The sequence below is a fragment of the Amphritea sp. GJ51-11 genome, from assembly GCF_055808735.1.
In genome coordinates this window covers 2,353,293-2,377,955 of the sequence record NZ_CM147881.1, presented here as the reverse complement: position 1 = coordinate 2,377,955, position 24,663 = coordinate 2,353,293, and the positions used below count along the sequence as shown (strand labels likewise).

The window sequence follows — 24,663 nt, the reverse complement described above, 5'->3', positions numbered from 1 at the left end:
CTTTTGTTATTTATGAAAAGTAATCATCTTCTTGTGGGTGCTGTCCTGATACTGCTATCTGAGATGTTTTTGGTGTTATCCGGCATGGTGATTAAGCAACTTTCTGGGGATCTGCCAACAGAAATGATCGTGTTTTTTCGCAACTTTCTCGGTTTGGCGCTGTTTATGCCTTGGTTAATGCGTAAAGGCACCGGCGTGTTGCGTACTAGCACCTTACGTTTTCATTTTATGCGGGCGGCGGTGGGCGTGACGGCGATGACCTGTCTGTTTTATACCTGGGGGCATCTGCCCTTGGCCCAGGCGGCATTATTAAAACAGACCGCCCCTTTCTTTATGCCTTTAATTGCTTTTTGGTGGTTGGGTGAGCGTATTACCCTGCGGGTTAAGTTAGCTATTCTGGTGGGCTTTGTGGGTGTGGCACTGATTCTAAACCCGCAGGAAGCTGCGGTGAATTTCGGTATCATTATTGCGCTGTTGGGTGCCTGTCTGGGAGCCTTGGCTAAAGTTACGGTGAGACGGATGCGGGAGACCGAATCACCTCAGCTGATCGTGTTTTACTTTGCTTTTTTTAGCGCTATTTTATCGGCTGTTCCCGCATGGCTGACCGGTGCAGGCCTAACGCTCGCTCAGTTTTGCTGGCTGATTGTGTTGGCCGCGACCTCAACCATTGCACAATTATTGTTGAGCAAAGCTTATGGCATGGCGCCGGCGGGGCAGCTCGCACCCTTTACCTATGGCTCGGTCGCGATGGCGGCGGTACTCGGCTGGTGGGTTTGGGGTGAGATCTTGGGTTGGCATACTTTGTTTGGGATCCTACTGGTTAGCTGTGCCGGAATGGTGGCGATGCTAGGCAAGCGGAAGGTCGTCACCGACCCTGCTGTCAGCTAGCATGCATTTGAAGGGTTAGCTAGATTCGCGAACGGGTGCGGCGGCTAGCGCTGCTTGTTCTGAACTAGACTTTGAGTCTATCGTTATCGGTGATAGCGATTGAATTTGTGAGTCGCTGCGATAGGGCACTTGGCTGCTGGGCACATGCTTTGATGCCTGAATTAGATGCGCCGGTTGATCATCAAAAAAGATATGTGGGCGCAGAGCGCTTAATACTGGCTCTTTGCTCATGCCACCGAGAAAAAACGCTTGATCGACATTCACATCCCATGCTCGTAAGGTTTTAATGACACGAAGGTGAGCGGGGCCATTGCGAGCGGTGACAATGGACAGTCTCAGTGGGGAGCGGTCGGCTCCGAGTTTACGGTTGAGTCGTGATAAAACCCGAACCAGTTTGGCAAAGGGGCCATCGGGTAGGGCGATATCTTCTTTGTCTGATTCATTTTGTTGAAATCGTTCGAGCCCTTCGGTTTTATAGATATATTCAGATTCATCTGAGAACAGCACTGCATCGGCATCAAACGCGATACGAATTTTATCATGATCGGGCTGGTAGCTTTCCGGTGGATCATAGATCAGTGCGGCGGCACAATCCTGTGTATCGATGGCGACCTGTGCATCATCGGAGTGCCGAGTGAGCAGTAAATCAACACTGTAAGCCTGCAAAAATGGACTCAGGGGATCGCCGCCGGTAAACGCAGAGCGGGTGATGTCGAGGTCATAATGCTGAATGGATTTGAGTATTCTCAAGCCGGTGTCGGGGCTGTTTTTTGACATGACCACTACTTCGACGAGCCGCTCATCCGATAGTTTGTTAAGACTTAGGAGGGCTTTCACGAGGTGGAAAGCGGTGCCTTTACCGAGCAGGGTATTTTCGTGTTCATACTGATAACGGCGATATGCCTCAACGTCTTGTTGCTGATAAATGCTGTTTTCGTGTTCAAGATCAAACAGTGCTCGGCTGGAAACACCGATGACTAGCACCTCATTAAGATCAAATGTCATCTTTGAGCCATCCTATGACGGAAATTAAACGTATTCTATCGGTTTAGGTTAGGCTAGTTAAACACAGTGTAGCGGATGATTCACTCGAAACAATTGTTCATAAAAACACCAGTATTAGGTATTATGCGGCCTCATCATGTATAGGATTGTCTACATTGAGTGTTTTTCGGGTTTTTCGAAAGTGGTTAGTGCGCACCTTATTGATCCTGATTCTGGTGCCGGTGTTGTTGGTACTATTATTACGGTTCGTCGACCCGAGTGTCTGGATGTGGCAACTACAGCGGGATATCAATCCCCCTGCCGGTTACCCTGCCCAAAGCCAGCATGACTGGGTGCCGCTGGAGCAGATATCACCGGCAATGCAGTTGGCGGTGATCGCCTCGGAAGATCAAACTTTCCCGTCGCACTGGGGGCTGGATTTAAACTCGATCCTTGATGCGTTTAACGCTAATCAAAACGGCGGGAGAGTCCGAGGAGCCAGTACATTAACGCAGCAGACGGCTAAAAACGTATTTCTCTGGCCTGCTAAAAGCTACCTGCGTAAAGGGTTTGAAGCCGGGTTGGCGTTGTTGATGGAGGGGTTGTGGAATAAGCCACGCATTCTTGAAGTTTATCTGAATATTGTTGAGTTTGGCCCGGGGATCTATGGCGTGGAAGCAGCCAGTCAGGCTTACTTTCATAAATCCGCTAAACGGCTTTCGGCAACGGAAGCGGCGCGGTTAGCCGCGGTGTTACCAAACCCTTATCGGTTAAGTGCGGCGCAGCCTAGCGAGTATGTTTGGCAACGTGTTCAGTGGATTCAACATCAGATGCGGTTGCTAGGGCCAAATCATTGGCGGCCATAGTAGCGGCTGTCGGTCGGTTAGCCTAGCGTTCCAAGGTATAGAAAATGTCCCCGCCGTTATGTTCACTGGCGGTTTGCGTCTCAACACTCCAAGATTCATTCAGTTTATACCGCATAAAAAAGGTATGGGTTGGCTCTAATAGCCCCACGCCGTATTTAACATAGAGACGGGGCGAGAGGTATTTTCCGATATAGAGCGAGGTATCGGTGGATGTATCGCCGCCCGCGACACCAAGATCATCAATGTTAAAGGTTTCTGATATCTGCTCTGCAATGGTGTTGCCACCTTTCAAGGTTAGGGCTGAGGCCGCTTTAAACAGTAGCTCCTGTTCGGATAGCGAGTTGCCCCCCGCACCTGGTGCATGACCAAACATCAGATAAGAGAGTTGACTGCTTTCAGGCATCACGGGATCAGAAAACAGCGATAGCCGAGGGTCACTGAGGGTGCCGGATACTTTGGCTCCGGCAGTGACCTCATCAATGGTGCGTGAAACGCGCAGATCTAAACCGGGGTTGTCGATCGGGCCGCCACTGTAGATTAAGCTGCCTCGATCGATATCAAGATCCTGCCCATAGAGGCGGTATTGACCACTGGCTACCTGCATAATGCCGGTGGCGCGGGTCACTTGCCGGCCATTATCTTCCACCAAAATACTGCCTAATAACCGACCCTCGAAGCCGAGCGCTTCTAAATAGACTTTATCTCCGAGAGTAATACGTAATTGGGCATCGAGTAAGCGTTTTGGGTTGCCTTGCGCGAGTGGGTTGGATTCGCTGTCGGCAGGGTCAAGAATAACCACATCGTCTGATAGGGGCGAACTGGCATCGATGCTAGGTGGTTGGATATTGGCTTCTGGAATGGTTAATTCACCTCGCAAGGTGATCAGTTTAGGGGTGATGTTGAGGGTGATGGCCGGTGAGATCCAGGCTTGAATCTCTTCAGTCGCGATAGCTTTAAAATGATCGCCCAGTAAGGCAATATCGCCGGTGTCGGTGACCGGATTGTATTGGCCATCGATCTTGATCGTGCCTTTGCCTGACTCCAGCGAGCCTTTCAGTTGCAAGTTGTTATTACCGGGTTCGCCGGTCACCGCGAGGTTGATTTTTTCCAGTTTGATACCAAGAGCTGGTAGGTCGGTAGAGGCATCACTGAGTGTTAGGTGTCCCTCGACAAGGGGGTTATCAACACTGCCAGTTAAAGTCATATCGGCATTGACCTGCCCGGTGATGGCTTGGAGTTGAGGGGTAAACAGCGAGATAAACTTAAGGTCACTCAAGGCGAGATCAAGCTCGGCATTGAGTCTTTGGCTCGCATTGATGTCTGCCACTTTAATGCGGGCTGTTAGCTGTCCAGTAGGTTGTTGTAAGGGAATCGAAAGGGCTGCATCGAGTTGATTGTTCTGGCCATTGAGATCCAAGGTGATATCACCGGCAATGACCTGTAAATCTTCCTCTTCTAGCTGTAGCTCTGCCCCATTGATTCGGGCAAAGCCTGTCACTAATGGTGTTTTTTCGGGCGCTTGTGAGAAACGGATATCCGCCTCAAGTTCACCCGCTAAGACCGCTTGGCTTGGAATCCAGCGCTGCACGTGCTTGAGGGATAGTTGTTGTGTCTTGAGGCTACCCGCCAATCCACCTTTTGTGGACCAGTCGCCGCCTAAACATAGGGAGCCGTTGTAGTTAAGGGGACGTAGGCAGAGGTCTGTTAAGACGGCTGCATCACTGCTCAGTTGCAGAGGGGCTGGGCGTTGTATCTGCCATGTGCCGAGGTCGGCTTGGGTGAGATCGAGTTGGCGAATGAGGCCGCGCCATTGACTGTTTTCCCAACGGCCATTTAAGTTTACATCGATATCGACAGGGCCCTGAGAGGTTGTCAGTGTTAATTGATGCTGTGCGGCGCTACCTTGTCCGGTTAGGGCTAGCTGTTGCCACCGTTGTCCCGCCAGCGAGAGCTGTGAAGCGTTTAGCTCAATATGGGATTGTTTGTTGGCACTGAGGTTAACATCGAGATCGGCGGATAACGTATCACTACGGTATTGATTAAATTGCAGGTTTTGGCCATCGATCTTAGCGATGAGGTGGGGTGCGCTTTGGCTGCCGGTTAATGAACCCGAGCCGTTGAGAACGCCTTGTAACTCAGGCATCAATTGACTGAGGTCCGGAGAGCGGATGGCCCAGCTGAGATCCAGAGTGTCATCTAATTTACCATGGGATTCGATTTCGGTGTTGGCAACGTTTAATCGTAGCTGCGGCACGGCGACGCTCTGGCCGTTAATGTTGAGGGTGGCGTGTCCGTTAATAGGTTCATCACGCAGCACCCCGTTCAGTGAGGTTAACTTTACCTGTAACTTTAGTGGTTGGTCTGTCGGCAGACTGCCGTTAATTGCAGCCTTGAGATTTAATTTACCCGGCCATTCGGGCCAGTGACTAGCGGGGTTTAATTGCTGTCCGGCGAGGTTCAATGTCCAGCTCACGCTTGGCTGCCAACTGACCCCACCGGTGAGCTGTATACTGCCCTCGAGGGTTTTACCGGTGAGGGAGAGTGTGTCTAATGCCTGTTGGTTGCCGCTACCGGTTAGCGTCCATTGGCCGGCCGGTATATTGGCACCGGCGACCGCGGCGCTGAGCTTGAGATCGTAGTGTTGTAAATCGCCGTTAAGCTGTAACTGACCGGCTGGACTGAGATAGCTGGCGGTGCCGTTAAAAGGGTAGCGCAGATTATGCCACTGGCCTTGGATGGCAAAGCTAAGGGGGGTACTGGCGAGATCAAGGGTGCCCTGCAATGCCAGTGTTAATGGTTTTATCGGCTTTTGCCCTGGCGAGGATGACAGTTGTGTCAGTTTCAGCTGATCTACTTTTAACTGACGACCGGCTAAATGGAGCTTCAGTGTCAATTGGGTAGAGCCGATATCCGGTAGACTTGTTTGCCACAGACTGTCGAGTTGTAGCTGGTCCGCATCACCGCTGGCCTTGGCTGAGCCCTGTAGGTTGCTCCCTGCGAGTAACGGGGTGAACTGTTCGAGTTCGGTTTTGACATCGTTGAGCTTTAGCTGGCCAGATGGTTTCTCGAGCAGGTTTTGCACTGATGCCGAGAGTGCGGTATTGATTAAGCCACTGAGCCGCTGTTGTACGGTTAAGCTATTTTGCTCTCCCTTTAAGGTTCCTTCAATGGAACCTTCGCCAGACAGAGGTTGCTGTTCGGCTAGGGTGACGGACCATTGTGTGTCGAGCTTAAGTGGAAATTGGCCACTGGGTGTTAGTTGACCACTTAGCGCTAGTGTCGCTTGAGGAGCTGCGATACTTAACCGCCTTAATATCAGTGTTTGTCCATCGGTGTGTAGTGATAGTTGCAGAGCTGATATTTCGGTTGCTGTCGCTATCTCTTCGCCCGCTTGGGGTGGTTGATTCAAAGTGAGCTGGCGGACCTGTATTTGATCGAGCTGCAGTTGTAATGGCAGGATAATATCGGTCAACTCCAATGGTTCAGTCGGTGTTTCAGGCTCGCTGGCGGTGTTATTCGTAAGGGTGATAATCGGCCGGTCAACCAAGAGCTGAGTAATGTGCAGCCGCCCGGATAACAGTGCGGCGGGTTGCCAGTCCAATTGCAGGTTGTCGACGGCTAACGTTAATTCCGGCTGGGTATAACGAATTTGCCCGAGTGTCAGCACACCGAACAGTGAGCCGTCGATCTGCTCAATCTGTAACTCACCGGGGAGCCACGCTTGACTGAGATTGATGAGTCGATGCAAGCCACTGCTCGTGCCGAGTAGATAATAGCTGGCAGCGATTAAGAGGAGACACATTAGCGCCGCCAATGACAGAGCGGCTTTAACGAACCGTTTAATCCGAGAGGTGCGTGGCGTTGGGGTGTCAGCGCTGCTCACAGATCGGCTCCTAGATTGAAATGCAGGTGGATACTATTATCATCGCCGTCATCTTGCGGTACGGCTAGATCAAAACGGACGGGACCAACCGGAGAGAACCAGCGGAGTCCGACACCAATACCGGTGTGTAGACTGAGATCCATATCATCAAAGGCGTTGCCTGTATCGATAAAGGCAGCGACGCCCCAGTTTTCAACCAAGCGGTAATCGACCTCAATACTGCCGACCAAGAGGTTGCGACCGCCGACTACATCATCACTGTCATCGCGTGGCCCGAGGCTTTTATAGTCATAACCCCGAACACTGTTATCCCCCCCGGCAAAGAAACGCAGACTAGCAGGCAAAGCATCGAAATCATTTACCCAAGTGGTGCCTAATTCTGCACGCCCGAGGACCCTAAATTTATTGGTTATGCTGTAGATGCCTTTGCCGCTGATGCGGGTTTGGACGAAATCTTCGGTGGAGATGACCGCTTTACTACTGCCTCGCAGTTGTGACGACAGGCTATAGCCGTTTTTAACCCGTAAGCGGTCCTTGGTGGAGAAGGTATTGTAGTTAATCTGTGGGATGAGGAAATAGGATGTTTCGGTTTCGCCGCTAAAGGTTGATTCCTCTTGCTGGTAATTTAGCGCCAACACCTGTTGCCAACGGCCGCGCTGTTGCTGCTTTGACACCCCAATCGAGTAGTTACGGGTATCGATGTTATCCGAATTCTCATCCAGTAGACTTAGCTGAACAGCATAACGGTCTTCACGGGGATTTAAGCCGGGTATTGAATATTCGGCGGATAGGTTGGTGATGATTTCCGAGGCGAGTAACTGAGTATTGAACTGATGGCCACGGCTATTCACCCAGCGCTTAGTCATACCGAGTTTGGTGCGTGCGCCGGTATCGGTGCCATAACCTAGTCCAGCGTGGTATTTGGTTTTCTTATTGGCGTCGAGGTCAACAAAGATGGGAACCTCGGTGTCGCTCATTTGATTCCATAAAGGCCTGACTTCGACCCGCTGAAAATAATCGCTATCGATCAGCGCGGACTGCAGATCGATTAAACTGCTGTTTTGGATCGGATCGCCGCTGTTGAAGGAGGCATAAGACTTTAGAAAGGCATCATCAATAGGGTTGGGAGCAAAGGTAATGTCACCGACACTAAACCGTGGCCCACTTGCCATGTGAAGGGTGATGGCGGCACTGTAATTCGTTAGATCCACCTCCACGCGATGTTGCGTCAGATCCGCCTGATAGTAACCTCGTTCAACGGCTAGCGAATTCAGTTGTTTTTTGAATTGTTCGTATTGGCTGTGAATTAAGGTTTGACCCACCCGCAGGGATGTTTTGGCAACCAGTTGCTGAAAGGCAATATCGTCTTGTGCCGCACCGGATAATTGGATCTCCAGTGTTGCGATGGGAAGGGGCGTGCCGGGTTTAATATGATAGCGGGCCTGCCAATCCTCACCGTTTTTAGTCAATGAGCTGTCAATGGTGGGACGATAGAAGCCGAGTGGCTGGAGCGCGGTTTTAATCTCTGCGTCGGTAAGGTTGTGTAGATAGCGCAAGCGGCTCGGGTTGGTTATAGGCTTGCCTTCTAGGGCTTCTATACTGAGAAAACTGCGGATATTAAGAGACTGTTCTGTGTTGACCCCCTCGAGGGTTATCGACAGTGTGCCAGCCATTAGATGCAATGAGGTACTGCTCAGCAGTAGCAGGAATATTAGGCGTGTCAGAGTCATCATTCGGTTTCTATGGCATAGGGTCAACAGATACCGTAATTATACCGGCTCATGGCGTTTTTAATACTATAATCAATTAGCTTGAAGGTGTTATAGCACATTAGGTTAGCGAGTGGTGGAGCCGCATTGGTGGATTAACTCTGTAGCCCGTTAGACTGATTTATTAGCGGGTATTCATCCGTTGCATCAGTCGAGAAAGCGGGCCTGATGTCGGCTTAGTTGGTGGTTATGGGGGATGTTTTAATCAGCCTGTTCGGATCATGCTCATAACGCCAATGTCGGTTAATTGGAGCCGGCAGTGTAATTATTTTGCGCAAGTGAATCTCTTTACTATCCGTTGGATCAATAATGATGTATATCGTCATTAGCAAAGTCTCTAACACGACGGTTGGTGCGTGTTCTGGGTTTGTCCTGTCTTCTTACAAAGCTCAGTTGGGTGAGCGGAGGAGTTGTCTTGAGCAACGAACAAAAAAAGTAATCGGTTGGCGGGAGTGGGTGTCACTTCCAGAACTTGGCATTGAACAGATGAAGGTCAAAGTTGATTCTGGCGCACGTACCTCGGCGCTGCATGCCTTTAGGGTTGAGCCGTTTCAACGAGACGGAAAAAACTGGGTCAGTTTTGATGTTCACCCTCGTCAGCATGATGTTGAAGAGGTGGTTCGCTGTGAAATGCCGGTTAAAGATATTCGTACAGTAACGGATTCTGGTGGGCATCAGAGTGAACGCTATGTGATAGAAACCAATGTGGTGATTGGTGATCAGCAATACCCGATCGAACTGACATTAACCAGTCGAGACACCATGCGCTTTCGGATGTTACTGGGAAGAACGGCGATGAATGGCCGCTTCGTTATCGACCCTGCAGGTGCGTATTTAATTTCACAAGGCATTCATCAGCCTGAGTCATGAGTCAAAAGGATTTATATGAAAATTGCAATATTGTCGCGAAACCCATCGTTATATTCCACCCGTCGCTTGATCGAAGCGGCTGAGGCGGCAGGCCATGAAGTTAAGGTCTTAGATGTCTTACGTTGTTACATGAATATCAACTCTGAAGAACCGAGTATCCACTTTAAAGGGGAAGATTTAGGCAGCTTTGATGCGGTGATTCCCCGTATCGGTGCCTCGGTGACCTTCTATGGTACGGCGGTGTTGCGTCAGTTGGAAATGATGGGGGTTTACCCCCTTAATGAGTCGGTGGCGATCAGTCGTTCGCGTGATAAGTTACGTTCGATGCAGCTGTTATCCCGTAAGAAGGTGGGTATGCCGATCACTGGGTTTGCCAGTAAACCAGGCGATATTCCCGATTTGCTGGATATGGTTGGTGGCGCCCCCGTCGTTTTGAAATTATTGGAAGGTACTCAGGGTATTGGCGTGGTATTGGCCGAAACCCGTAAGGCAGCCGAAAGTGTGTTGGAAGCCTTTATGGGCATGAAGACCAACATCATGGTGCAGGAATTTATTAAAGAGGCCGGCGGTGCCGACATTCGTTGCTTGGTGATCGGTGATAAGGTGGTTGCCGCCATGAAACGTCAAGGTAAAGAGGGCGAGTTCCGTTCTAACTTGCACCGTGGTGGTTCAGCTTCATTGGTGCGTATCACCCCTAAAGAGCGCGCTACCGCAGTGTTAGCCGCTAAAACTATGGGCTTGAATGTTGCTGGGGTTGATTTGTTACGTTCCGAGCGCGGTCCTTTGGTAATGGAAGTAAACTCCAGCCCAGGTCTTGAAGGGGTTGAGCGGGCAACCGGCAAAGATGTGGCAGCCAGCATTATCAGCTTTATCGAAAAAAGCATGGAAGCGAAAAAAGTTTCAACCCGTACCCGTGGCAAAGGTTAATCCATCATGTCTAAACTGAATCAGCCAATAGAGATTGCCGGCTGCACCGTACAGCCCGGCGAAAGAAAAACGATCCATGTTGATCTAGCGCGTCTGTATACCAATACCCATCTGGATTTGGATATTGAGGTGATTCATGGACGACGTGCTGGACCGACCTTAATGGTGTGTGCCGCGATTCATGGGGATGAACTTAACGGCGTCGAGATTTGTCGTCAGTTGTTAAAGCATAAATCGTTGCACCGAATTACCGGGACGTTGATTATTGTGCCAGTGGTGAATATCTTTGGCTTTATTCAGCAAAGCCGTTATCTACCCGATAGACGTGATCTCAACCGTTGTTTTCCGGGTAGCGAAAAGGGTTCTCTGGCGAGTCGGATTGCTTATATCTTTCGTACTCAGATTCTGAGTCATTGCACCCATGTTTTGGATCTACATACCGGGGCTATCCACCGCAGCAATATGCCGCAAATTAGAGCCAATTTGGATAACCCGATTGCCAGAGAGATGGCGAATGCTTTTGGTGCACCGGTCATTATCGATTCAAAGTTGCGTGATGGATCGCTGCGTCAGTGTGCCGATGAAGCCGGTATCTCGTTGATTTTGTATGAAGCGGGCGAAGCGCTACGGTTTGATGATAGTGCTATTCGTGGGGGTATTCGTGGCGTCATGAATGTGGTGCGCTACCTGAAGATGTTACCGGCCCTGAAGCGCTCGAAAAAAGAGTTAACCTCGGTTGTTGCCAACTCTTCTTCTTGGATTAGAACTAACTCTGACGGTGTGTTTCGATCCGTGGTGTCGGTGGGGCAGCGGGTGAGTAAAGGGCAGTCGATGGGTATAGTCGCGTCGCCTTTCGGTACCCAAGAAGAGGAGGTGGTGGCACCTAATTCGGGCATTATTATTGGCCAAAATAATATTCCGGTGGTGAATGAGGGGGACGCTCTGTATCACCTAGCGCGTTTTGAAGAGAGTAGCCTAGCGGCGGAAAAACAGGTTGAGCGGATTACTGAGCAGATTGATGCTCACCCGATGCCTGAAGATCTTGATAACGAGCTGGGCTAACATAATAGGCTAACTTTATGGGCTACGTTACTGGCTAATCCTCAAGGATGGGCTATTGCATAGGTTGATCATCACCACTTAGCTAAATTCTTATTGTGCTGTAAAAAGCCTGCCTTCGCGCAGGCTTTTTTATCGCTGTCGTTGACTGATTATTTAAGCTGATATTGCGGCGAGGTTCGCGACGCTTAAGCGTGCTCTTGCGTTTGCTTGCTGGACTCAAGGTAATGGTTAACCGCTGCAGTGGGGTCGGTCTCATCGGTAACCAAGGCTTCAACGCCGTAGCGTGCTAACCGTTGCGGCAACCCTTTGCCCATACCGGCTGTCAGCAGTACATCAATCATCTCCACAAGCGGCCCCGCTGTTTTGCTGTTATGAAAGGATTGCTCTTTACTCAGTTCAAGCAACTGTTTATCGGTAATCTGTTGATACTCTACAGTGTAAATCCAGAAATTCCGGCAGACGCCCGCGTGGGGCGTCACTGTTTTACGGTTTTGACTGGTGACGGCGATTTTCATGAGGGTCTCTCCTCGTTGTGTTCTTTAGGTGTAACGGCGTCTTCCTGTTCAGACTCGTAACCGGTAATCATCGGTTTAATCAGGCTGAGCGGGGTTTTACCCATCGTCGCCATATACACATGCGCAATGATAAAGATAAGCATGAGAAAGGCTGCAGCGGTATGTGTCAGAGCGATCCATTCGAGTGGTAGGTTGCCAAGGCCGACTTGATCCAACTGGTTATAAAATAGATAGAGTAAACCAGAAACCCAGATAAGGGGTGAGATCATCAGTTTGAGCCACAGGTAGGCCAGCCGTTGTAATGGGTTGTGTTTTGCCAAACTAGTTTTCTTGAATGGATGTGAGGCGCCGGTAAAGGTACCCACGGCATAGTAATAAATAACCGCGCCGAGTTTATCTTTAACCGGTATATATTGACGCCATTCGCCGGTGGTGAAGTGCCAAAAGATAGCAAACACCCATAGGGTAATAAGTGCCCACGCGGCGGTTGAGTGTAGTTGAACGGCTTTACCAAACCCCAGCACGCTGTAGCTGCCATGCACTTCGAAGCCGGTGAATAGCAGGAAAAAGATTAACGCGGCTTGAGACCAATGCCAAAATCGTTCAAAACGTTTGAATACCATGACGCTGCTCATTATTTTTTCCTCCTTCTGCGTAGGGCGGCAATACCACGCCCACCCGCATGAGCGGCACTACCGATAAGCATCAGCAGGGCAGTACCCCAACCGACCTTATCGAGCAGTGAACTGTGATCCCGTGCCGGAATATAGATATCGGCTACGCCGTTTAATCGGCTATTAGCGGCATGACAGCTACTGCATCTAACGGCACTGTCTGCAGACCCGACCATATGGCTGATAGGCCAGTACATCTCGGTTTCGATGAAATCGAACTGACCGCTGTAGGGCTGCCCAGCAATGGTGGTACCGGCTTGTAGCGCTTTGGCCCAGTCAAAATTGGTCCATAGGGCACTATCATCGGTCGGGCTGTAAACGTGATTGATTAGCAATGTTTTGTTGACCGTATCGAACGGCTGTTTGCCGTGCATGATTTTGAATGGCCAGATCCGTGAATCAGGATCGTCAGCGCTGCCTTCTATCCAGTTAACTTGCACCGGTGGATTATCACTATCGATCGTGTCGGTTTGCAAGGTGTAGTGAACGGTGCCGTTAAACCAGCGATAGTCGGGGGTAACATTTTCGGCATAATGAAAGTCACCTTTGGTACTCAGATAACTGAGATGACCGTTTTCATCATAAAGGGTCATCGGTTTATTGTTTTCATCCAATCGACCTGCTGTTGACCAATCCCACCAAGTTTTTGTGGCCACGCCACCCCGAGCAAAGGTAGGAATATGGCAGCTTTGACAGGCAACACGGTCAACATGTTCGTTGAGTTTGGCTTTATCGTGTGGCGCACTGCCATGACAGGACTCACAAGAGGCGCGACTCATATCGGTATGGCCTGGGACATCAATACCCAAGGTGTCGTGAGCGTTCCCTTGGTAGCGGCTACCGGCGGTGATATGGCCGGTGGTGGTATGACAATCCGAACAGGTTAAGTTGGCGCCGTCGTGTGAGAGGTGAACATCCAATGATTTAGGTGGATTGACCAAGGATGAGTCGAGATCACCATGTTTAACACCATCACCGCCACCACCATAAAAATGGCAGGAGCCGCAGTTGGCGGGTTGGCTATGGCCGACATTCTGAGCAATAGCCGTCAGGTCAGGTGGTGCTTGCATATGGCCACTACCCGCAGGAGACTCCATCGGCTTATAGGCAGGGTGGCCAGCGGCCGCGGGCAGTTTAATGTATTCGCCGGTGGTATCGTGGCAGACTAAGCAATCAACGCTGGTTTCATCGCTGGGTGGCGGTTGTTGCATATCGGTCCAACCGTAGCCGGCGTGACAGCTCGTACAGCGCGGCTCGTTGGAGGTGACCGAACCACAAAAACTGTTAATGACATGACGCTTGCCCAATGTCTGGAAGGTTTTTGGTTGCACATACTCCCACGTCCAATGGAGGCTTTGTTGTACCTGTTTAGCGGCTTCGGTGTGACATTTCAGGCAGGTCTTAGTGACCTCTGGACCGCTTTGAAAAGGCTGCTGCAATTCGGCGAATGCGGCGTGGTCGGCGGTAGAGACCATGTGGTTCAACTTGCCGTTAGTGGTCGCCGCTGAAACATCTGTCGTTAGGCATGAGAGTATGACTAACGCTAGCCGCCATCTACCCAGAAAATCCATCGTTGACTCCTTTCGATTAGCTCGAGTTGTCACTTAAGATCTTTATATTAGCAATAGCTAAATTAATAATCCACGATGTTGTCGTTATCTTTAGATTTTCGTCAATGGAATGACACTAACCTAGGGTGGACAATGAAGGGCAGCGGAGGTGCTTCGCACGATCGTGAATATGACTGCACGACAGCGCGAAGGTCGGGAGCGGGTGTTATTGAAACTGTGCTGTATTGAGCGACTTACTGTCGCCAAGCCACATAATATATTTAGTGTGATCATCAAGATCATTGCCGGTGACCGGGTGGATAAAAATAGTCAGGCCATTACGGTTGAGGATCAGCCACGGGAGTACATCCCCCAGTTGTTCGGCACTGAATGACAGTTGGCAGCTCCATTCTGGATGTGGGCCAACGCATTTCTGATGCATCCGACCCATGGCTACACCTAATGTATAACGGGCTTGTTCGCACAGTTCTTCGGCTTGTAGAAGGCTCTTGGCATCGAAGTAAACATGGGCGTGGTAGGCTAAAATTTCTGAAGCGGCCTGAGTCATAATGTTTCCTGTTTTCTTGGGACGCTTAGATCATAGAGTAAAGCGATTTGTAGAAGCAATTGTTATCGAAAAACTGAATAGTCTGTGAGCAAATAAGATCGGAGGGGAGGGCTTTCTGAGTTTCACTTAGCCTGTTCTTAAGTACAATGAGCCTAGCTACCAATAGTCGATAAAAGGACGATAGATAGATGAATAAAACCCATGTGCAGGCTTCACTTACCCTCGATGCTGCGTTAGTGATGGCTAAAGCGGCGATTGATAAAGGTCATCAGCTAGGTATTAAGATTAATGTTGCCGTGGTTGATACTGCCGGCCATCGGTTGGTGTCTCTACGCGAGCCCGGTGCGCCTATGCCGTCGATGGATTATGCCGAGAAAAAGGCCTATACCGCGGTGCATTTTAAACGGCCTACTGATAAGTGGGCCGAGGCGCTTGAGGGACAAGCGGTGCTGGCGAACGGTCTGGCACAACATGAAAAAGTCGCGTTGTTTGGCGGTGGCTTGCCGGCCGTGGTTGATGGGGTTGTAGTCGGTGCTGTGGGTGTTTCCGGTGGTAAAGTCGTTGAAGATATCGTTTGTGCTGAAGCGGCCTTGCAGACGTTGAACGATTTGGCTTAAAACGGATGGGCGTGTGTTGAGTTGGTTTAAGCGTTTTCGAACAGCAGCGTATAAGCCGCTGATCTTAATAGATATCGGCTACCCAAGTCATCAACTCTCACAGGCGTTGCTGGAGATCGGTCAATATAAGATTGTTGCGTATATTGATGAAGAGCCTTGGAGTCATTTGACACAGATGAATGGTGCAAACATTCATTACCCGAGTGAGTTATTAGCCTTGGCTGACAAAAATCGGGTCGTGGCGGTGATTAAATTCGAGGGAGCGGGATGGCAGCCAGATGATCGTTGTCTTTCATCATTGGCAAATCTAAAGGTGAACTATATAACCTTGGCCTCTGATGAGACTCTCGCGCAACAAGTGGAGCAGGTTATTAAGCTGATAAAGATTGATCGGTAGAACAACTGGCTCGCTTAGCGGTGAGCCAGTGGACCTGAGATGAATGCAGGCAGTTCAGCAGAGAACAGGTTGACTACTTTTTTAGCCGCATTAGACAGGATTTCTTTGAGATAAGCCGCGCGTGCTTCATTAGCTTGTGCAACGACCACATTGAGATCAAGGTTGATGGTATCAGCGTCGTAGTTATATGGGGTCATGGTTTTTTCCTTTGCGTGTTTAAGATAGGAGTAATGTTAGACCTTAGTCGCAAGTGGAACAAACGAGTAATTTTTGTATAAAAGGTTAGAAAAATTCACCATTGGCGTTTAAGACTTCCTGCTTTTAATCTCGCGTAAACTGGGCCTCGGGATGAGGTTGGTCATCTCATAAATCGATAGCAAAAAGTATATATCGATGTCGTTTAGCCGCTTGTGCCACTCTATAATAGCGCTTCGTTATCAACTGTTTTCTTTTCCTTACAGGCTAAATTGAGTGTCTAATCTACTCCGTAAATTTTTTCTGCCGGTGATCTGTCCCTCGGCCATTGTGTCAACGATTCAGCAGGCGTTATTGGTGGTGTTACCACTGTATGTCTTATCCATTGGTGGCACATTGGCTGAATCAGCTATGATTATTGGTTTTAAAGGCATCGGTATGATGCTTGGTGACCTGCCGGCGGGTCTATTGTTGGCTCGTTTTGGCGATAAGCGTTTGATGCTGACAGCCGCGGTTATCTCTTCTTTATCTCTCGCGTTAATGGCTCTTTTCCCAACGCTGCCAGTGTTAACAGCGGCGGCATTATTATTAGGCTTGGCTCACGGTGGTTGGCTGGTGGGGCGAATCTCCTATGTTACCGATGCGGCGGCACCGGGTGAGCGTGGCCGGGTGATGTCTTTGTCGGCCGGCACTATCCGTTTGGGCAATGTGATTGGGCCGTTGTTGGCGGGATTGTTAATTGCGGCTCAGGGTTATCAGGTGACGTTGGGTGTGTTCGCACTGAGTTCCTTATTGGCGGTGCTCTTTGTGGCCATGTGGGTGGTTTATACCAAACCCCATGGGCAAGATAATCATAGTGTCATGGCCTTGCGGGATGCATTGGTGGATAACCGTCAGGTGCTGTTAACAGCAGGCGTAGCGTCACTGGCTCTGATGCTGGTGCGGGCATCACGAGCGTTATTATTACCATTGACTGGGGCGGCGTTGATGCTGGATGAAACCAGCATCGGTATGGCGATCTCTATTGGTGCGGTGGTTGATACACTGCTGTTTTACCCTGCCGGTAGCTTGATGGACCGGGTCGGTCGTAAACCCATGTTTATTGCGAGTTTAACCCTGCTTGGGTTGAGTATTAGTTTATTGCCTTGGGCCCAAGGATTATGGAGTTTAGTGTTGATCGCTGCATTGATGGGGTTGGGGAACGGGGTGTCCGCCGGCGTGATTATGACGGTTGGTTCTGATCTAGCCCCGCGGTTAAATCGGGGTGGCTTTATCGGCATCTGGCGGCTGCTATCGGATGTGGGATCGACCTCAGGGCCTTTGATTATTGGTTTAATGGTTAAGGTGTCGGGTTTAATGATGGCGACTTACAGTATTGGATTGCTAGGACTGATTGGCGGGGCTTTTGTGGTGAAAGCGGTAGCTGAAACCCGCCAATCAACTCAATCATCCGGGGTGGATTAATAGCGCTGGCGGGGTGACGAGTCGTATGGCTTATAGGCTTTCTCTTTTGGCCACTTTATGACGATCTTCGGTCATGCCATGTTGCCAGTAACTGCTGATATACAGGCTACCTGTTTCAATCGCCGGCTGTGCTTTAATATGGCGGCGAGCCTTTAGGACCTCATCTAACTCGGCGGCAACCCAGATAGAGGGTTGCCCCTCAAGCCAAGGCAGTTGGCATATCGCATCACTAAATTTTTTCAGATCTCCTGGGTGAGGGTTGAGGATCCAGATGACCTCAAGTCCTGCTGGAATCGTCTCGATGTCTATGGCTTGTTTATCGGCTTCAGTAATGATTTCTAATAGCAGATAACCGCGGGCATCTTCAGGTAAGCGCTTAAGATTATTGTCAATCGCTGGCAGCGCGGTCATATCACCTGCGAGCAGAAACCAATCGGCCGGCAGACTGATCCGTTTAGCGGGGCCTGGGCCACCGATATGGAGTGTATCACCGGCTTTAGCACTGTCTGCCCAGCAGGACGCAGGACCTCCATCCGCATGGATAACAAAATCAAGATCCATCCACTGAGCGGCATAATCGATCTGGCGGATGGTATAGGTGCGTAACAGCGGTTTTGATTCGCCGTCCTGAGGAAATACTAACTTAACGTAGCAGCCTTCAGCATCGTCCGGGTAGTTGGCAATAGCCTCACCCGATAAGCGTATGCGCCGCATATTAGGGCTGATTAGGTGCGTTGATGTAACGGTGAACGGACGAGGCATTGGTTTGGCCATTGGAACTCCGGAAATTATCGAAAGTAATGGTTAAAACGGTAACATTATTAACCGATAAATTAAATACCCGACTTAAATGCTAGGGTATTGTTGGCTATCTTTTATCAGCCTTGGTCTTGGACGTGATCTTGCCGTTTTTGAAGCTGTTTGATGGCGCGAACCACTGTAGCTGAGAAGATAAAAAAAGGCCTCAAAAGCGAGACCTTTGACACTGATACAAATGCCTGTATCAGTGAGGGACACCGTCAGTATAAACCGGCACCAATGGTTATCGGTGAGGTTTATTTTTGCCAATAAAGGCGCATTGGGTTGTCTATCAGCAATGCCTGTTGCAGTGCTGCTGTAGGTGCAATGTGTGGGATTACATCGACTAACTTACCGTCATCCGGTACGTGGGACTTCATATTAGGGTGTGGCCAGTCGGTGCCCCAGAGAACGCGGTCGGGGAATTTTTCAACCAAGGTGCGGGCAAAAGGAACCACATCGCTATAATCGGGTGCTTGTTGTGTCAGCCGCTCAGGGCAGCTTACCTTCGTCCAGATATTGGGGTTGTCAGCCATCAGACTAACAAAGCGTTGGAAATCTTCATGATCGACACCGTTAGCGACATCGGGACGACCCATATGGTCAACCACGATGGTGGTGTCCAGTTGTTTAAGGAAAGGAATGAGCTCTTCCAGATCCGGTGCTTCAAAATAGACAACAATATGCCAGTCTAGCTGTTTGATTTTTTCAGCTACGCTGAGGAACACTTCTTTAGGTGTACTGTCGACTAAGCGTTTAACAAAGTTAAAGCGTACTGCGCGCACGCCCGCTTGATGCATCGCTTCGAGCTCTTCCATACTGATGGCTGGGTCGACTACAGCCACACCACGGGCACGTTCACCCGCGGTATTGAGTGCATCGAGCAGGGCTGCGTTATCAGTGCCGTGACAGGAAGCCTGAACGATAACGTTGCGCTCAAAGCCAAGGAAATCACGCAACGCGAATAACTGTTCTTTAGAGGCGTCGCAAGGGGTGTATTTACGTTTTGGATGGTAGGGGAATTTATCCGCCGGACCAAATACGTGACAATGAGCATCTACCGCACCGGCTGGGGCGGTGAATGTTGGCTTGCTTGGGCTTGCATGAAATGGAAGGTAATCAGCGTCCATTGTTTATTCCTGTTGTTTTAGTTGGCAAAGGCCGTGTTAATGGCGTTTTAATCGGCAAACACTTCGCCATCAAATAGTTTACGGGCGGTACGCAGAATTGCAGCACTTTCTGTGTCACCCTGGTCATTCATTTCAAGAATGACAGTCATCTCACCGATGGGGTGCTCGACCGGCATGGTTTTACTGGATCCAGGCGGAATACTTGCCAGCGTGTGAGCTGGCGAGTCTGGCAGAATACAGGCTGTGGCGACGCTGACGGCACCTAAAACACCGATCGATGCGTGGCAACGATGGGGAATAAAGGTGCGGGTCGAAATTGAACCGCCTTGGGTTGCCCGGCTGACCATGCTCATTTTAGGCACCGATTTATGGGTCACATCACCTAAATTCATCATCGGTCCCGCTTGCAAGCGTATCCCTTCGAGGCGCGATTTTAGTGCCTCGTTCTGTTCTAACTGCTCCCGTGTTTCAGTGCCAGTAATGCCGAGGTCTTCAGCACGCATCACCACAACAGGCATACCGTTATCGATACAGGTGAGGGGAACACCATCGATGATATCAACCTGATTGCCCGTAGGCAGTAGCGCGCCGCAGCTTGATCCGGCGGTATCTTGAAACGTTACCGGAATGGCACTCGCGGTGCCCGGTACTCCATCAATACGGGCGTCGCCGGTATAGCAAACCTTGCCATTCGGGGTAGCGACCCGCTCAATCGCAGTTTGGCCGGTGTTTTCCATATAAATGGCGACCGCTGTTTCACTTTCAGTCGCAGTAACAAGACCGCGCTCGATGGCAAAAGGGCCAACACCTGCGAGGATGTTGCCGCAGTTTTGTGCATCCGTAACGGTTGCTTGATCGACAAATACCTGCAGAAAAAGGTAGTCAACATCAACACCTGGCCGTGTCGAACGTTTAACCACGGCAACCTTTGAGGTGAGTGGATCTGCGCCACCGATGCCGTCAATTTGACGGGGATCGGGTGAGCCCATGATGCGTAGTAAAAAGCGGTCGCGGGTGGCGGTATCTGCAGGCAGATCTTCAGCGAGGAAGTAAGCCCCTTTTGAGGTGCCCCCTCGCATCCACATACAGCGTACAGAGTTAGACATACTTTAGACCTTTCTCTTTTAGGCGAGGGCGCATGTTGTAGATATCTAGCCCCAGTTCACCGTTAGCCATGCGTACACGTTTGTCTTCTTCCCGTGCTTCACGGGCCAGCGCTTCGCTAAGGACTTCTTCGGCTTCTTCACGACGAACTACCACCACGCCATCATCGTCGGCAATGATAATATCGCCGGGATTGATGATCTGGTCCGCACATGCCATCGGGATGTTGACCGATCCTAAGGTCTCTTTGATGGTGCCCTGTGAGAAGATATGTTTTGCCCAAACAGGGAAGTTCATCTTGCGCAGGTCACGGGTATCTCGCACGCCCGCATCAATAATCAAACCGGCAACGCCACGAGACTGCGCTGAGGTTGCCAGTAGATCACCAAAGAAGCCAAAGTTAGAGGGTGAAGTCGGTGCAAACACCATGATGTCACCTGCTTGGCACTGTTCGATAGCGACGTGCATCATCCAGTTATCACCCGCAGCACCGGAGATCGTAATGGCGGAACCAGCGATGGTAACATCCATCTGAATCGGTCGCAGGTGATCGGCTAATAAGCCTCGACGACCCTGTGCTTCGTGCACGGTGGCCACACCGCACTTACCCAACGCTGCAATGACGGCCGGGTCGGCGCGTTCAATCTTTTGTACAACAACATTCTCTTGCATAGCGGCTTTCCTGAATCATTAGCGGGAAACGGCTAGCCGGGGGGCAGCTAGCGCAAATAGCAGGTATTATTCAACAATCTTTAAACGGCTAAAGACCCGTCGTGCGTTACCTTCAAAAATCATCGACTTCTGCTCGGCTGACAACTGCGTGTTATTGTCGATATAGCGCTTGGTATCATCGAAATAGTGGCCGGTTTCTGGGTCAATACCCCGCACCGCACCGATCATCTCGGAGGCGAATAGAATGTTTTCAGTTGGTACGATATCGAGCAACAGATCGATCCCTTTTTGGTGATAAACGCAGGTATCGAAGTAGATGTTTTTCAGTGCGGAGATTTCCAGTGGCTCATAGCCTTGATCTTGCATCAAGCCACGGAAGCGACCCCAGTGATACGGTACCGCGCCGCCACCGTGAGGAATAATAATCTTCAGCTCGGGAAAATCTTTAAACACGTCAGACATCACTAACTGTTGGAAGCCGGTGGTATCCGCACCCAAGTAATGCGAGCCGGTCGTGTGGAAACAATCGTTACACGAGGCGCTGACGTGAATCATGGCTGGAACGTCCAGTTCGCACATTTTTTCATAGAGCGGGTAGAACGAACGGTCTGATAAAGAAGCATCCTGCCAGTGGCCACCGGATGGGTCGGGGTTGAGGTTGCAGCCGATAAAGCCCATCTGTTCAACGGTGCGAACCAGTTCGGCTACGGATTTAGCGGGATCAACACCCGGTGATTGCGGTAATTGCGCCACAGGAGCGAAGTTTTTAGGATACAGATCGCAAACCCGTTTAATCAGGTCGTTCTGATGCTCGGTCCAATACTGGCTGGTGTATTCATTACCGATATGGTGTCCCATCCAGCTCGCACGGGGGAGAAAATCGTCAGATCGGTACCACGCTCCTGCTGCAGACGTAACTGGTTGTTCTCGATGCTTTCGATGATTTCGTCATCACTGACGATCACCTTGCCTTTTTCACCTTTAAAAGAGGGGTCTTTGGCAACCGCTGCTTTTTGCTGTTCGCGATATTCACCAACGCCGGGAGGTGTCGTTGTGTAGTGTCCATGACAGTCGATAATCATCTTCGATTCTCTCATACCTTGTTGTTGTGGTACGGCCACGGTTTTCTGGATAGGTGCTATGAGCACTCTGCCCGTTGACTTAAAGCCGTAAAGTTAGCCTAAAGATATGCCACCGAGTTGCTTTGTGGCTATTCAGTTTTTAAAGTGATGGTATTAGTTTTTGCGATAGGCTATGTTTTAAGGGTGAATTTTTAAAGGGCCTGAATTGTGTTTGAAGTACCGAATATAAGGCATCTCAGAGTTTTTCTTGAAGTTGTTAGTTGCAAAAGTATTAGTAAAGCCTCTGAACGAGTGTTCCTCTCGCAACCGGCCATTACCCAGGCGATCGCTAAACTTGAGGTGGCTTTGGGCACCTCGTTATTTAATCGGCGTAGTGATGGCATGTTCGTCAGTGAATCTGGTGAAGTGTTTGCGCTGCGGGTGAATCGCGCGCTGGATATGATTCTTGAAGGGCTTAAAGGGGCGGTGCGGCTAGGGGGAAGTAAGCTGCAACCCGGACATCTTTTACAGATGCTAACCACCACCCAGTTAAGGGCGTTAATCGCTGTTTCCGAAGCGCATAACTTTAGTATTGCTGGGCGTAACCTAGGTATCTCTCAGTCATCCCTGCATCGTGCTGCGCGGGAGCTGGAAGCGTTGCTGGAGGTGGTGCTGTTTGAGAAAACTAGTACGGGAATCAGCTCAAGTAAAGCGGCCCGGGCTTTGGCGCGTGCCAGTAAGTTGGCGTTTTCTGAGATTAGTCAGGGGCGTGATGAGGTCGATGCATTACATAATCGCGAGATCGGTCAACTGGTGATCGGCAGTATGCCGCTAGCGCGAACCTCCTTATTACCTAAGGCTATTATTGAGTTTTCGCGGCGCTTTCCTGATTTTCGCATTCGGGTCAATGATGGTCCCTATGATGATCTGTTGTTTCATCTACGTCATGGTGATATCGATCTACTATTAGGCGCCTTGCGGTTTCCGGTGCCGGCTGATGATGTGGTGCAAGAAGAGCTGTTTTCCTCGCCGGTAGAGATCGTGGCAAGACCCGACCATCCGTTATGTCGGGATCCGCAGGTAACCTTGAAAACCTTGCAGCAATATCCTTGGGTTGTGCCGGGAAAAGGAACCCCGACCCGGACTATTTTTGAATCCACCTTCACCGAAGCGGGGCTCGATGTACCCACTCGGTTGGTTGAAACCGGTTCTCAGATACTGATTCGTGCGTTGTTAATCGGCAGTGACCGTTTGACGATGGTATCCGAACATCAGATTCAGCATGAACTCTCGATGGGGGTTTTTAAAGCGGTTCCTTATGAGGTTTCTCACGCGTATCGGCCCATTGGTTTAACGGTTCGAAGCAGTTGGAAACCAACAGCGACGCAGTCTGCGTTCATAAAACTTCTCAGTGCCGTAGATCATGGCATTGATCTTGAAGATCTTTAAAATATTAGCTCTATGCAAAAATTGAATAGCTGTTTCGGTTAATTGATTATCCAGTCGGGTTGACCAATGATAGTTTTGTCATAATACGAGTTAAAGTTAGTTAATAAGTTAATTAATGTCTCTGTGCCTAATGTTTGCGCCATTACCTATGATATTGCGACTGCCTTAATCGTGTCGTTTTGTTCGTATGGATGAGTAGTCTTACAACATTATGTCAGAGAGATAGTTGAGACAAATTGGAGAAAATTCAATGAGAGTATGTATCGCCGGTGCTGCAGGCGCCTTTGGCATGAAACACTTAGAAGCGATCAGTGCAATTGAAGGTGCAGAGGTTGTTTCGGTTGTTGGTAGTTCTAATTTAGAGAAAATTAAAGCTTTTGCTGCGGAACATAACATCCCTCATTACACCACTGATCTGGCAGAAAGCTTGGCCCGTGATGACGTTGACTGCGTTATTCTTGCGACGCCAACGCAGATGCATGCAGCGCAGGTTAAGCAGTGCCTGCAAGCTGGTAAGCATGTGCAAACTGAGATCCCTATGGCCGATAACATTGACGATGCCAAAGAGATTGTTGCGCTGCAGAAAGAAACTGGATTAGTCGCGATGGCGGGGCATACCCGTCGCTTTAACCCAAGCCATCAGTGGATTCATAATAAAGTCCAAGCGGGTGAGCTGAAGGTCTTGCAGATGGATGTGCAAACCTATTTCTTCCGTCGTACTAACACCAATGCTAAGGGTGAAGCTCGTTCATGGACCGATCACCTACTATGGCATCACGCCTGCCACACGGTTGATCTGTTCCAATATCAGACCGGTGAAACCGCTAACCAAGTGCAAGCCATGCAGGGGCCGGTGCACCCTGATTTAGGGATTGCCCTGGATATGAGTATCGGCATGAAAGTGCCGAGTGGTGCGCTCTGTACATTGTCACTGTCCTTTAATAATGATGGTCCATTCGGCACATTCTTCCGCTATATCTGTGATAACGGCACCTATGTTGCTCGTTATGATGACTTAGAGGACGGTAAAGGTAATCCGGTTGACCTTTCCGGTGTTGCTGTGTCGTTTAACGGTATTGAGCTGCAGGACCGCGAATTCTTTGCGGCTATTCGTGAAGGGCGTGAACCTAATTCAAGCCTGAGCCAGTGCTACCCCGCGATGGAAACCCTCGACAGCCTCGAGAAGTGTTTGCAAGCAGCCGAGTAAGCTGCTTAACGAA

At 50.0% G+C, this 24,663-nt stretch carries 24 protein-coding genes; 10 read left to right on the top strand and 14 right to left on the bottom strand.

The window, feature by feature from the left end; all coding sequences use genetic code 11:
• Positions 1–12 precede the first annotated feature (12 nt).
• A complete protein-coding gene (locus AC0L4K_RS10530) occupies positions 13–888 on the top strand; it encodes a DMT family transporter (protein ID WP_473266023.1) in 876 nt (291 codons plus the stop codon).
• Between the two features lie 15 nt (positions 889–903).
• On the opposite strand, the gene AC0L4K_RS10525 is transcribed toward AC0L4K_RS10530, so the two are convergent.
• Positions 904–1,893 (bottom strand): 5'-nucleotidase, encoded by a 990-nt coding sequence (locus AC0L4K_RS10525; RefSeq protein WP_473266022.1) that lies wholly within the window; start codon positions 1,891–1,893, stop codon positions 904–906.
• Between the two features lie 155 nt (positions 1,894–2,048).
• Between AC0L4K_RS10525 and mtgA the strand changes: the two genes are divergently transcribed.
• Positions 2,049–2,738: a monofunctional biosynthetic peptidoglycan transglycosylase gene (gene mtgA, locus AC0L4K_RS10520; RefSeq protein ID WP_473266020.1), complete on the top strand. Its 690-nt coding sequence runs from the start codon at positions 2,049–2,051 to the stop codon at positions 2,736–2,738.
• Between the two features lie 22 nt (positions 2,739–2,760).
• Here mtgA and AC0L4K_RS10515 read toward each other — a convergent pair whose 3' ends face one another.
• Together AC0L4K_RS10515 and AC0L4K_RS10510 are read right to left on the bottom strand one after the other, a co-directional pair.
• Entirely contained in the window at positions 2,761–6,621 is a 3,861-nt protein-coding gene (locus tag AC0L4K_RS10515) for a translocation/assembly module TamB domain-containing protein (RefSeq protein ID WP_473266018.1), read from the bottom strand.
• Positions 6,618–8,354, bottom strand: coding sequence for an autotransporter assembly complex protein TamA (locus AC0L4K_RS10510; RefSeq protein ID WP_473266016.1), 1,737 nt, complete (start codon positions 8,352–8,354; stop codon positions 6,618–6,620). Before AC0L4K_RS10510 ends, AC0L4K_RS10515 begins: the two co-directional genes overlap by 4 nt.
• A gap of 345 nt (positions 8,355–8,699) precedes the next feature.
• On the opposite strand from AC0L4K_RS10510, the gene AC0L4K_RS10505 reads away from it, so the two are divergent.
• From AC0L4K_RS10505 to AC0L4K_RS10495, 3 genes are read left to right on the top strand one after another with little or no spacing between them, the layout of a single operon-like run.
• The gene (locus tag AC0L4K_RS10505; RefSeq protein ID WP_473266015.1) at positions 8,700–9,260 is read left to right on the top strand and encodes an ATP-dependent zinc protease family protein; all 561 of its coding nucleotides are present in this window, start codon (positions 8,700–8,702) and stop codon (positions 9,258–9,260) included.
• Positions 9,261–9,275: 15 nt separating this feature from the next.
• A complete protein-coding gene (gene rimK, locus AC0L4K_RS10500; protein ID WP_417222629.1) occupies positions 9,276–10,187 on the top strand; it encodes a 30S ribosomal protein S6--L-glutamate ligase in 912 nt (303 codons plus the stop codon).
• 6 nt (positions 10,188–10,193) lie between these two features.
• The gene (locus AC0L4K_RS10495) at positions 10,194–11,249 is read left to right on the top strand and encodes a succinylglutamate desuccinylase/aspartoacylase family protein (protein ID WP_417222630.1); all 1,056 of its coding nucleotides are present in this window, start codon (positions 10,194–10,196) and stop codon (positions 11,247–11,249) included.
• 185 nt (positions 11,250–11,434) lie between these two features.
• Here AC0L4K_RS10495 and AC0L4K_RS10490 read toward each other — a convergent pair whose 3' ends face one another.
• The 4 genes from AC0L4K_RS10490 to AC0L4K_RS10475 all read right to left on the bottom strand — a co-directional run bounded on the left by AC0L4K_RS10490 (position 11,435) and on the right by AC0L4K_RS10475 (position 14,556).
• Entirely contained in the window at positions 11,435–11,764 is a 330-nt protein-coding gene (locus tag AC0L4K_RS10490; protein WP_417222632.1) for a NifB/NifX family molybdenum-iron cluster-binding protein, read from the bottom strand.
• Positions 11,761–12,399, bottom strand: coding sequence for a cytochrome b/b6 domain-containing protein (locus AC0L4K_RS10485; protein ID WP_417222634.1), 639 nt, complete (start codon positions 12,397–12,399; stop codon positions 11,761–11,763). The genes AC0L4K_RS10490 and AC0L4K_RS10485 overlap by 4 nt, the downstream gene beginning before the upstream one ends.
• Complete coding sequence (locus AC0L4K_RS10480) at positions 12,399–14,009, bottom strand: tetrathionate reductase family octaheme c-type cytochrome (RefSeq protein ID WP_473266012.1); 1,611 nt, start codon at positions 14,007–14,009, stop codon at positions 12,399–12,401. The genes AC0L4K_RS10485 and AC0L4K_RS10480 overlap by 1 nt, the downstream gene beginning before the upstream one ends.
• Before the next feature lie 205 nt (positions 14,010–14,214).
• Positions 14,215–14,556, bottom strand: a complete 342-nt coding sequence (locus tag AC0L4K_RS10475; RefSeq protein WP_417222638.1) for a DOPA 4,5-dioxygenase family protein — start codon at positions 14,554–14,556, stop codon at positions 14,215–14,217.
• 188 nt (positions 14,557–14,744) lie between these two features.
• On the opposite strand from AC0L4K_RS10475, the gene AC0L4K_RS10470 reads away from it, so the two are divergent.
• Together AC0L4K_RS10470 and AC0L4K_RS10465 are read left to right on the top strand one after the other, a co-directional pair.
• Positions 14,745–15,173 (top strand): GlcG/HbpS family heme-binding protein, encoded by a 429-nt coding sequence (locus AC0L4K_RS10470; RefSeq protein ID WP_417222640.1) that lies wholly within the window; start codon positions 14,745–14,747, stop codon positions 15,171–15,173.
• Positions 15,174–15,186: 13 nt separating this feature from the next.
• Positions 15,187–15,570, top strand: a complete 384-nt coding sequence (locus tag AC0L4K_RS10465) for a hypothetical protein (RefSeq protein WP_473266010.1) — start codon at positions 15,187–15,189, stop codon at positions 15,568–15,570.
• Positions 15,571–15,584: 14 nt separating this feature from the next.
• Here AC0L4K_RS10465 and AC0L4K_RS10460 read toward each other — a convergent pair whose 3' ends face one another.
• A complete protein-coding gene (locus AC0L4K_RS10460) occupies positions 15,585–15,767 on the bottom strand; it encodes a hypothetical protein (protein WP_473266008.1) in 183 nt (60 codons plus the stop codon).
• Between the two features lie 274 nt (positions 15,768–16,041).
• Here AC0L4K_RS10460 and AC0L4K_RS10455 point away from each other — a divergent pair, with 274 nt between their 5' ends.
• On the top strand, positions 16,042–17,229 hold the full coding sequence (locus tag AC0L4K_RS10455; protein WP_473266006.1) for an MFS transporter: 1,188 nt from the start codon (positions 16,042–16,044) through the stop codon (positions 17,227–17,229).
• A 30-nt stretch (positions 17,230–17,259) separates the two neighbouring features.
• Here AC0L4K_RS10455 and AC0L4K_RS10450 read toward each other — a convergent pair whose 3' ends face one another.
• The 6 genes from AC0L4K_RS10450 to AC0L4K_RS10425 form a co-directional block, all read right to left on the bottom strand.
• Positions 17,260–18,003, bottom strand: coding sequence for a siderophore-interacting protein (locus tag AC0L4K_RS10450; protein WP_473266004.1), 744 nt, complete (start codon positions 18,001–18,003; stop codon positions 17,260–17,262).
• A 281-nt stretch (positions 18,004–18,284) separates the two neighbouring features.
• Complete coding sequence (locus AC0L4K_RS10445) at positions 18,285–19,157, bottom strand: amidohydrolase family protein (protein WP_417222651.1); 873 nt, start codon at positions 19,155–19,157, stop codon at positions 18,285–18,287.
• A 47-nt stretch (positions 19,158–19,204) separates the two neighbouring features.
• Positions 19,205–20,263, bottom strand: coding sequence for a 4-oxalomesaconate tautomerase (locus tag AC0L4K_RS10440; protein WP_417222653.1), 1,059 nt, complete (start codon positions 20,261–20,263; stop codon positions 19,205–19,207).
• Entirely contained in the window at positions 20,256–20,933 is a 678-nt protein-coding gene (locus tag AC0L4K_RS10435) for a 4-carboxy-4-hydroxy-2-oxoadipate aldolase/oxaloacetate decarboxylase (RefSeq protein WP_417222655.1), read from the bottom strand. The genes AC0L4K_RS10440 and AC0L4K_RS10435 overlap by 8 nt, the downstream gene beginning before the upstream one ends.
• Before the next feature lie 66 nt (positions 20,934–20,999).
• Positions 21,000–21,791 (bottom strand): amidohydrolase family protein, encoded by a 792-nt coding sequence (locus AC0L4K_RS10430; RefSeq protein WP_473266002.1) that lies wholly within the window; start codon positions 21,789–21,791, stop codon positions 21,000–21,002.
• Positions 21,728–22,081 (bottom strand): hypothetical protein, encoded by a 354-nt coding sequence (locus tag AC0L4K_RS10425; protein ID WP_473266001.1) that lies wholly within the window; start codon positions 22,079–22,081, stop codon positions 21,728–21,730. The genes AC0L4K_RS10430 and AC0L4K_RS10425 overlap by 64 nt, the downstream gene beginning before the upstream one ends.
• A gap of 141 nt (positions 22,082–22,222) precedes the next feature.
• On the opposite strand from AC0L4K_RS10425, the gene AC0L4K_RS10420 reads away from it, so the two are divergent.
• A complete protein-coding gene (locus AC0L4K_RS10420) occupies positions 22,223–23,443 on the top strand; it encodes a LysR family transcriptional regulator (protein WP_417222658.1) in 1,221 nt (406 codons plus the stop codon).
• Positions 23,444–23,693: 250 nt separating this feature from the next.
• Positions 23,694–24,650 (top strand): Gfo/Idh/MocA family oxidoreductase, encoded by a 957-nt coding sequence (locus AC0L4K_RS10415; protein WP_473265999.1) that lies wholly within the window; start codon positions 23,694–23,696, stop codon positions 24,648–24,650.
• Positions 24,651–24,663: the final 13 nt, after the last annotated feature.

What these genes read in the sequence shown, in the direction of transcription:
- AC0L4K_RS10530 (WP_473266023.1), top strand. Translation starts at nt 13, where the DNA reads ATGAAAAGTAATCATCTTCTTGTGGGTGCTGTCCTGATACTGCTATCT.
- AC0L4K_RS10525 (WP_473266022.1), bottom strand. Translation starts at nt 1,893, where the DNA reads ATGACATTTGATCTTAATGAGGTGCTAGTCATCGGTGTTTCCAGCCGA.
- AC0L4K_RS10510 (WP_473266016.1), bottom strand. Translation starts at nt 8,354, where the DNA reads ATGATGACTCTGACACGCCTAATATTCCTGCTACTGCTGAGCAGTACC.
- AC0L4K_RS10505 (WP_473266015.1), top strand. Translation starts at nt 8,700, where the DNA reads ATGATGTATATCGTCATTAGCAAAGTCTCTAACACGACGGTTGGTGCG.
- rimK (WP_417222629.1), top strand. Translation starts at nt 9,276, where the DNA reads ATGAAAATTGCAATATTGTCGCGAAACCCATCGTTATATTCCACCCGT.
- AC0L4K_RS10495 (WP_417222630.1), top strand. Translation starts at nt 10,194, where the DNA reads ATGTCTAAACTGAATCAGCCAATAGAGATTGCCGGCTGCACCGTACAG.
- AC0L4K_RS10490 (WP_417222632.1), bottom strand. Translation starts at nt 11,764, where the DNA reads ATGAAAATCGCCGTCACCAGTCAAAACCGTAAAACAGTGACGCCCCAC.
- AC0L4K_RS10485 (WP_417222634.1), bottom strand. Translation starts at nt 12,399, where the DNA reads ATGAGCAGCGTCATGGTATTCAAACGTTTTGAACGATTTTGGCATTGG.
- AC0L4K_RS10480 (WP_473266012.1), bottom strand. Translation starts at nt 14,009, where the DNA reads ATGGATTTTCTGGGTAGATGGCGGCTAGCGTTAGTCATACTCTCATGC.
- AC0L4K_RS10475 (WP_417222638.1), bottom strand. Translation starts at nt 14,556, where the DNA reads ATGACTCAGGCCGCTTCAGAAATTTTAGCCTACCACGCCCATGTTTAC.
- AC0L4K_RS10470 (WP_417222640.1), top strand. Translation starts at nt 14,745, where the DNA reads ATGAATAAAACCCATGTGCAGGCTTCACTTACCCTCGATGCTGCGTTA.
- AC0L4K_RS10460 (WP_473266008.1), bottom strand. Translation starts at nt 15,767, where the DNA reads ATGACCCCATATAACTACGACGCTGATACCATCAACCTTGATCTCAAT.
- AC0L4K_RS10450 (WP_473266004.1), bottom strand. Translation starts at nt 18,003, where the DNA reads ATGGCCAAACCAATGCCTCGTCCGTTCACCGTTACATCAACGCACCTA.
- AC0L4K_RS10445 (WP_417222651.1), bottom strand. Translation starts at nt 19,157, where the DNA reads ATGGACGCTGATTACCTTCCATTTCATGCAAGCCCAAGCAAGCCAACA.
- AC0L4K_RS10440 (WP_417222653.1), bottom strand. Translation starts at nt 20,263, where the DNA reads ATGTCTAACTCTGTACGCTGTATGTGGATGCGAGGGGGCACCTCAAAA.
- AC0L4K_RS10435 (WP_417222655.1), bottom strand. Translation starts at nt 20,933, where the DNA reads ATGCAAGAGAATGTTGTTGTACAAAAGATTGAACGCGCCGACCCGGCC.
- AC0L4K_RS10430 (WP_473266002.1), bottom strand. Translation starts at nt 21,791, where the DNA reads ATGGGACACCATATCGGTAATGAATACACCAGCCAGTATTGGACCGAG.
- AC0L4K_RS10415 (WP_473265999.1), top strand. Translation starts at nt 23,694, where the DNA reads ATGAGAGTATGTATCGCCGGTGCTGCAGGCGCCTTTGGCATGAAACAC.